Origin of the sequence: Kitasatospora sp. MY 5-36 (genome assembly GCF_001182915.1) — a bacterium.
GTDB lineage: Bacteria > Actinomycetota > Actinomycetes > Streptomycetales > Streptomycetaceae > Kitasatospora.
In genome coordinates this window covers 1-14,348 of the sequence record NZ_LFVW01000277.1, presented here as the reverse complement: position 1 = coordinate 14,348, position 14,348 = coordinate 1, and the positions used below count along the sequence as shown (strand labels likewise).

The window sequence follows — 14,348 nt, the reverse complement described above, 5'->3', positions numbered from 1 at the left end:
CCGCGCTCCCCGCCGCCGGGCAGGACCCGGCCACCGCCCGCCGGCCGCTCACCGCCCGGGAGGTCGGGCTGGTCCGGGCCGGCCTCGCCGCCGTCGAGCCGGTCGCCGACCGGGCCACCGCGCACTTCTTCGCGCTGCTCTTCCTGCGCCACCCCGAGCTCCGCTCGTCCTTCCCCGCCGCCATGGACGTCCACCGCGAGCGGCTGTTCCGCACCCTGCTGGCCGTGGTCCGCGAGCTCGACCGGCCGGCGGCCCTGCGCGCCACGCTGGCCGGGCTCGGCCGGTCCCACCGCCGGTACGGCGCGCTGGCCGGGCACTACGCCGTGGTGGAGGAGTGCCTGGTGGGAACGCTGGCCCGGTACGCGGGCGACCGCTGGGACGCCGAGGCCGAGTCGGCCTGGCGCCGCGCCTACCGGATGATCTCCTCGGCCATGATCGAGGCCGCCGAGGAGGACGCCCGCACCTCGCCGGCCTGGTGGCAGGGCGAGATCGTCCGGCACGAGCGCCGCACCCGGGACGTCGCGGTGGTCACCGTCCGGCCGGACCAGGCCTATCCGTTCCGGGCCGGGCAGTACACCGCGCTGGAGACGCCCTGGTGGCCGCGGGTCTGGCGGCACTACTCCTTCGCCGGCGCGCCCCGCCCGGACGGGCTGCTGACCTTCCACGTCAAGGCCGTCCAGGCGGGCTGGGTGAGCAACGCGCTGGTCCACCGGGCCGCGCCCGGGGACGTGCTGCGGCTCGGCCCGGCGGCCGGCGCGATGACCGTGGACCACGCGGCCGGCCGGGACCTGCTCTGCCTCGGCGGCGGCACCGGGATCGCGCCGGTCCGCGCCCTGGTCGAGGAGGCCGCCGAGCACGGTGCGTCCGGCCGCCGGGTCGAGGTGTTCTACGGGGCCCGCCGGGCCGAGGAGCTGTACGCGCTGGACGGGCTGCGCGAACTGGCCGCTCGCCACCCCTGGTTGACGGTCCGTCCGGTGCTCTCCGGCGGCGGCCACGCCGGGGGTCCGCTGGGCGGCGGACTGCTGGCCGGCGGGCTGCTGACCGGCGAACTGCCGGATGCGGTGGGCCGGTTCGGTCCGTGGACCGGCCGCGAGGCGGTGCTCAGCGGGCCGCCGGCGATGGTGCGCCGGGGCGTCGGGGTGCTGCTGCGGGCCGGGGTCCCGGCCGAGCTGATCCGGCACGACCCGGTCGGCGACCCGGCCGCCGTGTGATCACCCGAGGTCGGGGGCGAGGAGCGCCCGGATGCCCTCGATGTTGGCCGCCAGGTACGCCCGCAGCCGGGGCGGGACCACGTTGACCGAGGTGACGCCCTCGCGGGTGAACGGCAGCCGGACCACCTCGTACTCGCCGTTGGGGTCGGTCACCTCGGGCCCGTGCCGTCGGTCGAGGTCCATCGAGGCGAGCCGGCAGACGAAGAAGTGCTGCACCTTGACCCCGTGCGGGTGCAGCGGGGTGCCGTCGTCATGGTGGGTGTGGCTGATGGTGTCGACGAAGGCGGGCACCACGTCCACGACCTTGCCGCCGAGCTCCTCGTCCACCTCGCGGTGCAGCGCCTCGACCACCGTCCGGTCCTCCCGCTCGACCCCGCCGCCGGGCGTGATCCAGTACGGGTGCGGCGAGTCCGGCCGGACCCGCCGGATCAGCACGATCGAGGCCGGGCCGTACGGATCGTCCGGGTCCAGCTCCAGCAGGATCGCCCGCGCGGTGCGCTTCACGACCGGGCGCGGTGGCGCGGTGCGGTTCTCGGGGCCCATGGCCACCTCCGGGACTGGCGCGTTGTGCGGAAGTCTCCCGCGCCGAGGGAGGAACGAAACCCGGGGAACGGGTCGAAACACACCGGGAACGGGTCGAAACGCCGACCCGGTCGGGTGCATCCGTTCGGGGTCCCGCTGTGCTGCAATGAGCAGCTATCGGGCAAATCGGAGGTTTCGTTCCGCATGCCCGTTCTGGGCACGGACCTGTACGAGGGACTCGGGCTGGGGGTTGGGTGTCATGGATCGGATCGCACAGCCGTTCGAGAAGACGCAACCGTTCGAGACAGCACGACCGTTCGGGGAGCACCCGTTCGGAGAGCAACCGTTCGAGGCGGCACGACCGCTCGGGACCGCGCGGGAGGCCGGGCCCGCCGCGCCGCGGCCGCCCGGGGCGGACCGCGGGCCCACCCTGATCGGCTCCGTCCAGCGGGCGCTGCGGCTGCTGGAGGCCGTCGGGGGCTTCCGGCGCGGCGCGACCGCCAAGCAGCTGGCCCGGGCCGCCGAACTGCCCCTCGGCACGGCCTACCACCTGCTGCGGACCCTGGCCCACGAGGGCTACCTGCGGCGCTCCGAGGGGCGCTTCTTCCACGGGGAGGCGCTCGACGGCATAGCCCGCTCCCGCGGCCGGTGCGGCGGCCCCGACCTGCGGACGCGGATGCGGTCCTTACGGGACGAGCTCGGCGCCGCGGTCTACTTCGCGCTGTACCGGGACGGCGAGGTCCACGTGGTGGACGTGGCCGAGGACCCGAACCGCCCGGCCGTCGAGCCCTGGGCGGACTTCCGGGCCACCGCCCACGCGCACGCCATCGGCCAGTGCCTGCTCGGCCAGCTGCCCGAGGAGGAGCGCCGCGACCACCTCGCCCGCCACCCGCCGGCCGGGCTCACCCCGTCGACCCTCACCGGCGAGACCGCGGTGCTGCGCCGGCTCGCCTCGCTGCGGCCGACCATGCCGGTGCTGGAGCGTCAGGAGTACGCGCTCGGCACGGTCTGCGCGGCCGTCCCGATCACCATCGGCCCGGTGGTCGCCACGATGGCCCTGTCGCTCCCGGTCGAGCGGGCCGACCGGCTGGTCTCCGTCGCGTGCCAACTGCGGCGCGGGGTCGGGGCGATGAGTCCGTCGTTCATCTTCTGACACCACTTGGTCTGGACCTGCTTCGGCTCGTTCACCATTTGAAAAAGCACGCCTTGTCCACTACATCCCCAAACATGGACGATGATGATCGAACGTGGATTGGTTGCATAAACCGTCACAAAAACCGTCGAAAACATGTCCGCCGCCATCGGACCAAGCGAACCGACGGCGCGGGCAGAACGAGAGGTACTGGCGCCATGCAGCACAGCACAGTCCAGGGTCACCTGGTGATGAACCTCGTGGTCTCGCACGAGCTCTCCTTCCGCCTCCCGGTGGACCTGGCGTACGAGGCCGACGACCCGTACGCCGTCCGGCTCACCTTCCACCTGCCCGGCGACGCCCCGGTCACCTGGTACTTCGCGCGGGAGCTGCTGCTCGACGGGATCAGCGGACCGGCGGGCGAGGGCGACGTGCACATCCGCCCGGTCGGCGACGAGCTCTCGGAGGTCCGCATCGTGCTGCACTCCCCCGACGGGGACGCCCTGCTGTGCGCCTCGTCCGCGCCGCTGATCGCCTTCCTGGCGCGGACCGACCGGCTGGTGCCGATGGGGCAGGAGTTCTCCGGGCGGGACATCGACGCCCAGCTCGCGGACCTGCTCAAGGGGCGTGAGAACGCGGGGTGATCGCCCCGGCCGCGGTCGCACAGGAACGGCGAAGGGGCCCGTACCCGGTGGCAACACCCGGGTGCGGGCCCCTTTCGGCCGTCCGCACGGCACCGGTCAGTCGTCGTCCAGGGCCAGGTGCAGGCCCCACGCGACCAGGCTGATGATCAGTGAACCGACCAGCGCCGAGCCGAAGTTGGTCACGTGGAAGTCCAGGCTCAGCTTCCCGGAGGCCCAGGAGGTGAGCAGGAGCATCAGGGCGTTGATCACGAAGGTGATCAGTCCCAGCGTGAGGATGAACAGCGGGAACGAGAACAGCTTGACCACCGGCTTGATCAGCCAGTTCACCACGCCGAACACGACGGCGACGCCGAGCACCGTCAGCGCCTTGTGCTGCCAGTCGGCCTTGCCCTGGGCGAGTTGGATGCCGCTGACGATCCAGGCGGCGACCCAGATGGCCGCCGCGTTGATCAGTGTCTTGATGAGGAAACCCTTCATGCCGCCCAAGCCTGACAGGAACCACCCTCCCGGCGGAACCACCACACGGCGGGGTCGTGCTGAATGCCCCTGGTCCGGGAGGTGGACGGACGGGCCCGGGGACGGGGGAGGACGGCGGCACACTGGGCGGAGGACCGGCCGCCCCGGCGGTTAGGGTCGCGTCATGAGCACCAAGACGCTGACCGAAGAACTCTGGGCGGCCATCGAGCCGGTGTACGCCGAGATCCTCGCCCACCCCTTCCTGGCCGGGCTCACCGACGGCACCCTGCCGCGCGAGGCCTTCCGCCACTTCGTCGTCCAGGACTCGCACTACCTGCGCGACTACGCCCGCGCGCTCGCCGTCTGCGCCGCCAAGGCGCCCGGCGAGGAGGACGTCCGGGCCTTCGCCGACGACGCGGTCGGCGCGCTGGCCGCCGAGCAGGGCATGCACGCCGAGTTCCTGACCGCCTTCGGCGGCAGCGCCGAGGAGGCCGCCGCCGAGCCGGTGCTGCCCACCACCCGGGCCTACACCAGCTACCTGCTGGCCACCGTCTACGGCGGCTCCTTCGCCGAGGCGCTCGGCGCGGTGCTGCCCTGCTACTGGATCTACGCCCGGGTCGGCGAGGCGCTGCTCGCCCAGGGCTCGCCCGACCCGCTGTACGCCAAGTGGATCTCCACCTACGGCGACGAGGCCTTCCAGTCGGTGGTCCGCCGGGTGCTGGCGCTGACCGACCGGCTGGGCGAGGAGCTGTCCGCGGCCGAACGCCGGAAGGTGGTCGGGCACTTCGTGACCACCTCGCGCTACGAGTGGATGTTCTGGGACGCCGCCTGGCGCGGCGAGCGCTGGCCGGTCTGAGCCGTCCGGGAACGTCCGCCCGCCGTCCGGGACGCCCCGGGCGACGGGCGGACGGTGCCTGGTCAGCCGGTGACGTAGTAGCCGTTCACGTCGGCGACGAGGTCCAGGTCGGCCCCGTGGTTGTAGACGGCGTAGGTGCCTGTGCTTTCGAGCACCTCGGCGGTCGCCGAGTTGGAGGTGGTCTGCCCCCGCACCACGTTGACGGTGGAGGTGCCCGTCTGCAGGTTCGGTTCGCGGGTCACCGCGAGGTAGCCGTCGGCGAGGACGTTGGTGGCCGTGATGTTGGCTTCGACGGCGAAGGCGTTCGGCACGGAGCCGTCGGTGGGGACGGCCTGGATCATCCGGGTGCCCGACCCCGGCACCGGTCCGCCGCCGAGCCGGGAGTCGAGGCTCCGCACCGGTGTCCTGAGCGCGCTGTACCGGCCCTTGCCGGACGGTCCGTAGTAGCCGACGATGTCGACCACGACGTGCACCGGGCCGACGTGGTTGTAGAGGTTGATCCTGCCGTCCTGGCCGACCGGCACCACGACGCGGTTCGCGACCGTCGAGCCCGCCGGGAAGTTGACGTTCGAGCCGGCGTCGGGCCGGGGTTCCCCGGCCGGGTACGCGGTCAGGAAGCCGTCCCGGTAGCCGTCGACCGCGGTGACGTTGAGGACCACCGCGGTGGCGTCCGTGGTCCCCAGCTCGGTGCGGGCGACGTGGTAGCTGCGCACCGAGTCGGTGTCGATCCGGCCGGTGGTGTCGCGGCGGCTGTCGGCGATCCGGCTCGGGTACAGCGGGCGGAACGTGTCGGTCGCCGCGGTCCGGAAGTAGCCGACCACGTCGAGGACGACGTCGGTGGTGCCCGCGTTGTTGTAGAGGGTGAGCCACGGGACGTCGTGGCTGACCGGGCCGGTCGCGACCGTGACCAGGTTCGAGACGGTCTGGCCGGGCCTGAAGTTGATGCTGGAGGTGGCGGGCTTGGTGCCCGGCGCGCCGGGGGCGGAGCCGAGCGTGACGAAGCCGTCGGCGGTCGGGTCGGTCACGGTCACGTTGACCACCACGGCCGTGGCATCGGTCGGGACGACGCCGAAGCACTCCTGCCGCGGGGGGTTGAGGCAGCCCGTGGCGATCGGGGTCGAGAAGTACTCGCCGGCCCGCAGCGGCCGCGCGGTGCGGGTCTCCGGGACCTTGCTGTCGTCGCGGGTGTCCAGGACCCGGATCGGGGACATCCCGACGTACCCGGCCGGTGCGGTGACGTCGGGTGCGGCGGTGGCGGCGACAGGTGCCGCGGCGGGTGCGGCGGTCGCCGGGACGGCGGCGAGGGCCGGGGCGGTGAGGACGAGCGCCGCCAGGGCGGCGAGGGACATGGCTGTTCTGGCCCGCATGATCGGATCCCCCCGGGGGTCGACGGTGCTGGACGGGCTTGCTTCCAGTACTGGTTGGACGCATCGGGCCGCCCGGGGTTGTGCCCCTCCGGCGGAATTCCCGGCGGGGTGCCCGGACGCCGCTCGTCCCGGGCCCCGCCCGGCCCGCCGACCCGGGTGTTCCGGGGCCGGCGGGCCGGGCGGGATCGTGGCCGGCTCAGCCGGTGACGTAGTAGCCGTTCACGTCGGCGATGAGGTCCAGCCCGAACCCGTGGTTGAAGACGGAGAACCTGCCCTCGGGGGTCACCGCGGTGGTCGCCGAGTTGCAGGTGTCCCGCGCCGCCCTCACGTTGAGGGTGGAGGTGTTCGGTGCCTGGCCGGGCCCGGGGAAGACGGTGAGGTGGCCGTCCGCGAGGACGTTGGTGGCCGTGATGTTCGTTTCGACCCCCATGGCGTTCGGCACGGAGCCGTCGGTGGGGACGGCCTGGACCTGCACGGTCGACCCGGTGGCCACCGAGTAGCCGTTCCGGGTGTCCAAGGCCCGCACCGGGTTCTTGAGCGCGCTGAACAGGCCCTTTCCGGACGGTCCGTAGTAGCCGACGACGTCGACGATGACGTGCACCCAGCCGGCGTGGTTGTAGAGGTTGATCCTCCCGTCGGGCCCGACCGGCACCACGACGCGGTTCGAAACCGTCGTGCCCGCCGGGAAGTTGACGTTCGAGCCATTGGTGGGCCGGATCGTCCCGGTCGGGTACGCGGTCAGGAAGCTGTCCCAGGTGCCCTCCGTCGCGGTGATGTTGAGGATCACCGAGGTGGCGTCCGCGGTCCCCAGCTCGGGGCGGGCGACCAGGTACGAGCGCATCTCGTCGCCGCGGAGCCGACCGGCGGTGCCGTTGTCGCGGCTGTCGGCGATCCGAGTGGGGGTCAGGGGGCCGTACTTGTCGGTCGCCGTGGGGTTGTAGTAGCCGACCACGTCGAGCACCACGTGGGCGGTGCCCGCGTTGTTGTACAGGGTGAGCCACGGGACGAAGCGGTTGACCGGGCCGGTCGCGACCGTGACCAGGTTGGAGATGGTCTGGCCGGCGCTGAAGTTGATGCTGGAGGTGGCGGGCTTGGTGCCCGGCGTGCCGGGGGTGCCGCTGACCGTCACGAAGCTGTCGGCGGTCGGGTCGGTCACGGTCACGTTGACCACCACGGCCGTGGCGTCGGCCGGGACGACGCCGTAGCACTCCTGCGGGGGGTGGCTGTGGCAGCCGGTCGCGATCGGGGTGGAGAAGTACTGGCCCTCCTGGAGCGGCCGCGCGGTGCGGGTCTCCGGGACCTGGTTGGAGTCGCGGGTGTCCAGGACGCGCTTCGGGGCCATCCCGACGAATCCGGCCGGTGCGGTGGTGCCAGGGGCTGTGTCGGCGGCAGCGGTGGCGGCCGCCGGGGCGGCGGTCGCGGGCACCGCGGCGAGGGCCGCGACGGTGAGGCTGAGCGCCGCGAGAGCGGCGGTGGACATGGCTGTGCTGGCCCGCATGGGTCGGGTTCCCCCCTGGTAGACGGCGCCGGGAGGGCATGGTCCCGGCACTAGGTAGGACGTTCCGGAAGGCCGGGGGTTGTGCCGCGTCGGAGGAATTCTCGGGGGTCACCCGGGGGGTCGGGATCGGGGGGATCTCGGGGTTCTCTCCGGGCCGTTGGGCCTCGTTCCGGCACTCGCGCCACCGTACGATCGAAGTACCGAAAGCAAGCGGGATGCGGCACCGGACGGCGGCCGACCCGAGGGGAGAAGAGGAACCGACATGGCTGAGCTCTGGAAGTCGCTGCCCTCCTGGGTGCGCAACATCGTCATCCCGGTGCTGGTCCTGGTGCTGGCCTGGAACATCGTCGCCTTCGTGTTCGGCGTCGTCGGCGCACTGCTCTCGATCGTGATCAAGCTGCTGGTGGTGGTCGGTATCGCGGCCGCCGTGGTGGTCCTGGTGAAGAAGGCGGCCAAGAGCTGACCGGCCGCCCCGACCGCCGCCCTGAGGCCCGGCCCCCCGCGAGACGGGGAGCCGGGCCTCTGGCGTTCTCCGGTGTCCGGAGTGCTGCTACTGGTTGCGGTAGTAGCCGAAGAGGTCGGCGATGACCTGGGTGGTGCCGGCGTGGTTGGCGATGTCGAACCGGCCTCCGTCGTCGACCGGGACGGTGGTGTGGTTGGAGACGTCCAGCCCCGGGCTGGCGTTCAGGTTGCTGGTGTCGGGCTGGGGCGTCCCGGACGCCCACGCGGTGAGGTGGGTGGCCCCGGTGGTGCCGGTCGCCGTCAGGTTGACCACCGCGGCGGTCGCGCCGGAGGGCACGCCCCGGACCTGCTGGGTGGAGAACGGGGTGAAGGTGACGTTGCCCCGCGAGTCGAGCAGACGGGTCGGGGGGACCGGGGTGAACAGGCCCTTGCCGTCCGGGCCGTAGTAGCCGAAGACGTCGACCACGAGGTGCGAACTGGAGGCGTTGGTGAAGAGCTCGACGCTGCCGTCCGCGCCCAGCGGGACCACCACCTGGTTGGGGATGTTCCGGCCCGGGGCGGTGTTGAGGTTGGAGCCGGCCGCGGGGCGCTGGGTTCCGCCGGGGTAGACGGTGACGAAGCCCGCCGAGGCGGACTCGGTGGCGGTCACGTTGAGCACCGCCGAGGTGGCGCCCGCCGGGACGCCGCCGGCGCCGGCCACCTGGAGCCGTCGGGGGGTGCCTCCGGTCAGCGGGGTGGCGTCGGAGCGGGTGTCGAGCAGCCGGGCCGGGGCGACGGAGGTGAAGCGGTCGGGGCTGCCGGCCGTGAAGTAGCCGAGGACGTCGGCGACGGTGTGCACGTAGCCCGCGTTGTTGCGCACCACCACCCTGCCGTCCGGGCCGATCGGCACGGTCACCAGGTTGGCGACGTCCTGGCCGGGGCCGAAGTTCACGTTCGAGGTGGTCGGCCGGGCGGCGGCGGACGGGTAGACGTCCAGGTGGCTGTCGGCGGTGCCCTCGGTGGCGGTCAGGTTGAGCACGACGGCCGTGGCGCCCGGGGGCACCAGGGTGCCGGCCGAGCCGGAGACGCGGTTGCGCAGGTCCAGGTCGATGGTCTCGCCGGGGCCGAGCCGCGGGTAGCGGCCGCCGGGCTGGCGGGAGTCCAGGATGCGGGTCGGCGCGATCGCGGGGTAGCCGGCCGGGGTGTAGTCGACCTTCCTCCACTGCACATCCGTCCGGCTGGCGCCGAACTCGTCGGTGGTCGTGAGCTGCACCCGGTAGTCGCCGGGCTTGGCGTACACGTGACGCACGGTGGGGCGGTTCGGCCCCGACGCGGTGGTGCCGTCGCCGAAGTCGTAGGAGTAGTCGGTGATCCGCGACGGGACGACGGGGTTGGCGTCGACCGTGACGGCCAGCGGGTCGGAGCCGGTCTCCGGGGTCACCTTGAGGTCGGTCTTGAAGGAGCCGACGACCTCGTACGCGCCGCGGTCGCGGAAACCGCCGTTCGGGCCGGTGTTGGGGACGTCCGGGTGGTCCGTCGCGCTGTGGCCGAGCAGGTCGACGGCCGAGACGCCGGGCACCTCGGGGCCGGCGGAGTCGATCACGCCGTTGGGCAGCCAGCCGAGGGCGGCCACCGGCATCGAGTACCCCCACAGGTCGGGGTCGAACTGCACGCTGACGTTGAGGTCGTGGCCGCCTTGGCCGGTCGCGGCCTTCAGGTTCTCGGCCCACTGGTACTTGGTGCCACCCCACTCGTAGGTGGGGATGTGGCCGAGCCCGGGGGGCTGGATGGTGTTGTAGTCGAGGACGGTGCCCTCGGTCGAGCCGGCCGACACCCGGACGACGGACATGTCGGCGAGGTTGTTCGTGATCGTCGCGTGGTGGGACGCGCCGGCCAGGTCGAAGGCGGTCGACACCGACCACTGGAACCGCACCGTGTTGTGGGTGATGACGGTGTTCGGCGCGTCGGTCAGCGACACGGCCGACCCGAACGTGGAGTTGAAGTCGTTGCCGGCGATCACTGTCCCGGAGATGCCCGGACCGACCTTCACGCCGCCGTGGGCCAGACTGACGATCGAGCGCTCGACCCGGACGTGGTCGCTGGCGCCGGTGACGTTGACGGCCGGCCGGAGGACGTCGCCGTTCGGCTGCTCGATCAAGTTTCCGGAGAGCTCGACCCGGCTGACCCCGTCGAGTTCGAAGTGGGTCACGTCGAAGCCGGAGATGACGACGTCGTGCTGGCCGGAAATCCGCACCGCCTGCTTCTGCGGACCGGCGATGACCGGAAGGGTCTTCTTCAGGGCGAGGCGGCCGGCGCCGCGGAAGGTGATCGGCCTGCCGGGCTCGCCGGAGCGCCGGACGGTCAGGTCCTCGGCGTAGGTGCCCGACGCGACCTCCACGGTCTGGCCCGGCAGCACCTGGTCGGCGGCGGCCTGGACGGTGCAGAACGGAACCGCCCGGGTGCCCGGACCGCTGTTCGAGCAGGCGGAGTTGGAGCCTTCGACGTACAGGACTGCGGCCGGTTCGGCCGCCACCGCGGGCAGTGGCAGGCCCACCACGGCGGAGACCACGGCGGCGCTCAGGCCGGCCGCGTGACGGATGCGCACGGAGTACTTCCCCCAAGAATCGTCAGAGCCGCGACACCCCGGGCCGGTCGCCCGCACGGAGGGGCCGTGCCCGACCCGGTGGAGTGCCTGCGGAGCATTCGTGAGCATTATGAGGGTGCGTTCGGACACTTTCGGCCACTGGGGTGCCGTCGAAGCGGACCCGCCGCCGGCCCGTGAGGCGCTCTGGACCTGCGGCGATCCGCTCGCTACGGTGTTGGGCGTCGTGTGCAGGCAACACCGCCTGCGACGCGGGAGCTCGGAGCACCGGGCTGAGAGGACGCTGACCGGGACGTCGACGGACGGACCGACGGCTGCGTCGACCGCAGGAACCTGACCGGGTAATGCCGGCGTAGGGAGTAGAGGTCAGATGACCACGTTCGAAGCACAGCCGCAGTCTGTCCGGAGCGCCCCCAGCAGCGAGCGCACCGGCTACCCGACCCCGGCCTGGCACAAGGCCTACCGCGAGGGAACGCGCCCCGACCTGCGCGTCCCGTACCGCGAGGTGCGGCTCACCAACGGCGGGACCGTCCCGCTGTACGACACCTCCGGCCCGTACACCGACCCGTCGTACGAGCCCGACGTGCGGCGCGGCCTGCCCGCGCTGCGGGACCCCTGGATCCGCCAGCGCGGCGACGTCGAGGAGTACGACGGCCGCGAGTCGCGCCCCGAGGACGACGGGATCAAGCACACCTCGCCGCGCGGCGGGAACCTGCGCAACCTGGACGCCGTCTTCCCCGGCCGCCCGCGCCGTCCGCTGCGCGGCCGCGATGGTGCCGCCGTCACCCAACTCGCCTACGCCAAGCGGGGCGTGGTGACGCCGGAGATGGAGTTCGTGGCGCTGCGCGAGGGCCTGGCGCCCGAGTTCGTGCGGGCCGAGGTGGCCCGCGGCCGGGCCGTCATCCCGGTCAACGTGAACCACCCCGAGGTGGAGCCGGCCGTCATCGGCACCAACTTCCTGGTGAAGATCAACGCCAACATCGGCAACTCGGCCGTCACCTCCTCGATCGAGGAGGAGGTGGAGAAGATGACCTGGGCCACCCGCTGGGGCGCCGACACCGTCATGGACCTCTCCACCGGCCGCAACATCCACACCACCCGCGAGTGGATCCTGCGCAACTCCCCCGTGCCGATCGGCACCGTGCCGCTGTACCAGGCCCTGGAGAAGGTGGACGGCCGTGCCGAGGAGCTGAGTTGGGAGGTGTACCGGGACACCATCGTCGAGCAGTGCGAGCAGGGCGTCGACTACATGACCGTCCACGCCGGCGTGCTGCTGCGCTACGTCCCGCTCACCGCGCGCCGCAAGACCGGCATCGTCTCGCGCGGCGGCTCGATCATGGCGGCCTGGTGCCTGGCCCACCACCAGGAGAACTTCCTCTACACCAACTTCGAGGAGCTCTGCTCCATCCTCGCCTCCTACGACGTCACCTTCTCGCTCGGTGACGGCCTGCGTCCGGGCTCGATCGCGGACGCCAACGACGAGGCGCAGTTCGCCGAGCTGAAGACCCTCGGCGAGCTCGGCCGGATCGCCCGCGAGCGGGACGTCCAGGTGATGATCGAGGGCCCGGGCCACGTCCCGATGAACAAGATCCGGGAGAACATGGATCTCCAGAAGGAGATCTGCGACGAGGCGCCGTTCTACACCCTCGGCCCGCTGACCACGGACGTCGCCCCCGGCTACGACCACATCACCTCGGGCATCGGCGCCGCGATGATCGCCTGGTGGGGCACCGCGATGCTCTGCTACGTGACCCCCAAGGAGCACCTGGGCCTGCCCAACCGGGACGACGTCAAGACCGGCGTGATCACCTACAAGATCGCCGCCCACGCCGCCGACCTGGCCAAGGGCCACCCCGGCGCCCAGGCCTGGGACGACGCCCTCTCCGACGCCCGCTTCGAGTTCCGCTGGGAGGACCAGTTCAACCTGGCCCTCGACCCGGAGACCGCCCGCGACTTCCACGACGAGACCCTCCCCGCCGAGCCCGCCAAGACCGCGCACTTCTGCTCGATGTGCGGCCCGAAGTTCTGCTCGATGAAGATCTCCCAGAAGATCCGCGACGAGCACGGCGACGGATCCACCGCCGTCTCCAGCGAGTTCGACGCCGAGGCGCTGGCCGGCATGGCCGAGAAGTCCGCCGAGTTCGCGGCCCAGGGCAACAAGGTCTACCTCCCGCTGGTGGACTGACCCGGGACACCCGAGCGCCGCCCCGAAGTACCTCGGGGCGGCGCTTTCGCGGTCCTCCGCTACCTCCCGGCGTCGTGGCCGGCGACCGGTGCGGCGGCCTCCAGCGTGTGGCGGATCACCGCCGAACCGTGCTCGACGGACTCGGCGATCGGTGCGGCCAGGGCCTCGGGCAGGACGTCGGTGTGCCACACGAACCTCGTCCGGCCGCCGGCCTCCGGAAGGGCCTGCATGGACGCGTGGTGGTGGGACGGGTGGAGGCTGCCGCCGACGACCGTGTAGGCGACCCGCATCGCCTCGTGGTCGAGGTCGACGAGCCGTTCGAGCACGATCGTGCCGTCGGCGAAGGTGACGGTGCGCGTGTCCGAGCTCAGCACGGTATCGGTGACGAACCCGGGCGCCAGCCGCTCGTGCACCGCGCCGTAGTCGCTGAGCACCGACCACACCGCCTCGGGGCGGGCGTCGATGACGAGTTCCTTGTGGATCGAGGCCATGGGTGGTCGACTCCTCGTCAGGCCGAAGCGATGCAGAACAGGTGGCCCTCGGGGTCGGCGAGAACGGTCCAATCGCCTTCGCCGGGCTGGAACTCCGGCCTGCTCGCCCCCGCCGCGAGCAGTTCCTGCACCGCGGCCTCGGGATCGGCGACCGTGAAGTCGAGGTGGGCGTGCTTCGCGGCGTCGGGCCAGCCGGGGCCCCGGTAGCCGGCGACCCGCTGGAAGGCCAACCGGACCGGCCCCGCGCCGAGTTGGACGAAGTCGTCGTCGGCCTGGCCGAGGTCCCAGCCGGTGACCTGGCGGTAGAACCCGGCGAGGGCCCGGGGGTCGGCGCAGTCGATGGTGATCGTGGTGAGCTCCGCGTGGACGGCCATGGATGGCTCCCTTCGTGTCGTCACGTGGGCCCCAGCATCCGGGGTGACGGCACCGGAGGTCTTGAAGATCCTTGCGGGCCGTCCTGTCGTACCCGGCGGGTACCGTCCGCGGCATGCTGTCCGCATCGACCCTCGCCGACCGGCCGGAGTTCACCGTGACCGTGGTGGGGTGCCGCTCCGACCACACCCGGTGGTCGCGGCCGGAGAGCCGCGACGACCACCGCCTGGTGCTGGTGCGACGCGGCAGGTTCCGGCGGTCGGCCGACGGCACCGACACCGATCTGGACGCGACCACGGCCTACCTGGGCGCGCCCGGTGAGCAGGAGCGCTTCGCGCACCCGGCCGGCGGCGACGTCTGCACGTCGGTCAGGTTCGAGCCCTCCCTGCTCGGGCGCCCGCCCGCCGCGACGACGGTGTACGTCGACGCGCGCGTCGACCTCGCCCACCGCCGTCTGGTCGCCGCCGCGGGCACCGGCGACATCGACTACGCGCTGGCGGAGGAACTGCTCCGCCTCGTCGCGGCCGCGGCCGGTGAGCCGACCGCCCGCGCCCGGCGGGCAGGCCGGCCG

13 protein-coding genes, 1 pseudogene and 1 riboswitch are annotated in these 14,348 nt (G+C 72.5%); of the genes and pseudogenes, 7 read left to right on the top strand and 7 right to left on the bottom strand.

The window, feature by feature from the left end:
- A partial coding sequence (locus AE652_RS19475; protein ID WP_049653249.1) for a globin domain-containing protein occupies nucleotides 1–1,211 on the top strand: 1,211 nt, incomplete at its 5' end.
- Here AE652_RS19475 and AE652_RS19470 read toward each other — a convergent pair.
- Nucleotides 1,212–1,754, bottom strand: a complete 543-nt coding sequence (locus tag AE652_RS19470; RefSeq protein WP_049653246.1) for an NUDIX domain-containing protein — start codon at nucleotides 1,752–1,754, stop codon at nucleotides 1,212–1,214.
- A 238-nt stretch (nucleotides 1,755–1,992) separates the two neighbouring features.
- Here AE652_RS19470 and AE652_RS19465 point away from each other — a divergent pair, with 238 nt between their 5' ends.
- Together AE652_RS19465 and AE652_RS19460 are read left to right on the top strand one after the other, a co-directional pair.
- The gene (locus AE652_RS19465; protein WP_082345841.1) at nucleotides 1,993–2,886 is read left to right on the top strand and encodes an IclR family transcriptional regulator; all 894 of its coding nucleotides are present in this window, start codon (nucleotides 1,993–1,995) and stop codon (nucleotides 2,884–2,886) included.
- A 197-nt stretch (nucleotides 2,887–3,083) separates the two neighbouring features.
- The gene (locus AE652_RS19460; RefSeq protein ID WP_049653243.1) at nucleotides 3,084–3,509 is read left to right on the top strand and encodes an SsgA family sporulation/cell division regulator; all 426 of its coding nucleotides are present in this window, start codon (nucleotides 3,084–3,086) and stop codon (nucleotides 3,507–3,509) included.
- Between the two features lie 96 nt (nucleotides 3,510–3,605).
- Here AE652_RS19460 and AE652_RS19455 read toward each other — a convergent pair whose 3' ends face one another.
- Nucleotides 3,606–3,986 carry a phage holin family protein gene (locus tag AE652_RS19455; RefSeq protein WP_049653241.1) on the bottom strand — a complete coding sequence of 127 codons (381 nt, stop codon included), beginning with the start codon at nucleotides 3,984–3,986 and terminating at the stop codon, nucleotides 3,606–3,608.
- 163 nt (nucleotides 3,987–4,149) lie between these two features.
- On the opposite strand from AE652_RS19455, the gene tenA reads away from it, so the two are divergent.
- Nucleotides 4,150–4,821 (top strand): thiaminase II, encoded by a 672-nt coding sequence (tenA, locus tag AE652_RS19450; RefSeq protein WP_049653239.1) that lies wholly within the window; start codon nucleotides 4,150–4,152, stop codon nucleotides 4,819–4,821.
- Between the two features lie 62 nt (nucleotides 4,822–4,883).
- Here the strand turns inward: tenA and AE652_RS19445 are convergent, their stop codons facing one another.
- The gene (locus AE652_RS19445) at nucleotides 4,884–6,188 is read right to left on the bottom strand and encodes a hypothetical protein (RefSeq protein ID WP_159028492.1); all 1,305 of its coding nucleotides are present in this window, start codon (nucleotides 6,186–6,188) and stop codon (nucleotides 4,884–4,886) included.
- 196 nt (nucleotides 6,189–6,384) lie between these two features.
- A complete protein-coding gene (locus tag AE652_RS19440) occupies nucleotides 6,385–7,686 on the bottom strand; it encodes a hypothetical protein (RefSeq protein ID WP_159028491.1) in 1,302 nt (433 codons plus the stop codon).
- Between the two features lie 262 nt (nucleotides 7,687–7,948).
- Between AE652_RS19440 and AE652_RS19435 the strand changes: the two genes are divergently transcribed.
- Nucleotides 7,949–8,149 carry a DUF5326 family protein gene (locus AE652_RS19435; protein WP_049653234.1) on the top strand — a complete coding sequence of 67 codons (201 nt, stop codon included), beginning with the start codon at nucleotides 7,949–7,951 and terminating at the stop codon, nucleotides 8,147–8,149.
- Between the two features lie 87 nt (nucleotides 8,150–8,236).
- Here AE652_RS19435 and AE652_RS49245 read toward each other — a convergent pair whose 3' ends face one another.
- Complete coding sequence (locus AE652_RS49245) at nucleotides 8,237–10,732, bottom strand: PKD domain-containing protein (protein ID WP_049653232.1); 2,496 nt, start codon at nucleotides 10,730–10,732, stop codon at nucleotides 8,237–8,239.
- A 238-nt stretch (nucleotides 10,733–10,970) separates the two neighbouring features.
- A riboswitch (TPP riboswitch) is annotated at nucleotides 10,971–11,105 on the top strand.
- On the opposite strand from AE652_RS49245, the gene thiC reads away from it, so the two are divergent.
- The gene (gene thiC, locus AE652_RS19425; protein ID WP_049653228.1) at nucleotides 11,100–12,914 is read left to right on the top strand and encodes a phosphomethylpyrimidine synthase ThiC; all 1,815 of its coding nucleotides are present in this window, start codon (nucleotides 11,100–11,102) and stop codon (nucleotides 12,912–12,914) included. (Overlaps the previous riboswitch by 6 nt.)
- A 59-nt stretch (nucleotides 12,915–12,973) precedes the next feature.
- Here the strand turns inward: thiC and AE652_RS19420 are convergent, their stop codons facing one another.
- Both AE652_RS19420 and AE652_RS19415 read right to left on the bottom strand, forming a co-directional pair.
- Entirely contained in the window at nucleotides 12,974–13,405 is a 432-nt protein-coding gene (locus AE652_RS19420; RefSeq protein ID WP_049653226.1) for an SRPBCC family protein, read from the bottom strand.
- 17 nt (nucleotides 13,406–13,422) lie between these two features.
- On the bottom strand, nucleotides 13,423–13,779 hold the full coding sequence (locus AE652_RS19415) for a VOC family protein (RefSeq protein WP_049653225.1): 357 nt from the start codon (nucleotides 13,777–13,779) through the stop codon (nucleotides 13,423–13,425).
- 113 nt (nucleotides 13,780–13,892) lie between these two features.
- Here AE652_RS19415 and AE652_RS19410 point away from each other — a divergent pair.
- Nucleotides 13,893–14,348: pseudogene (locus tag AE652_RS19410) on the top strand (AraC family transcriptional regulator); the annotation flags it as partial.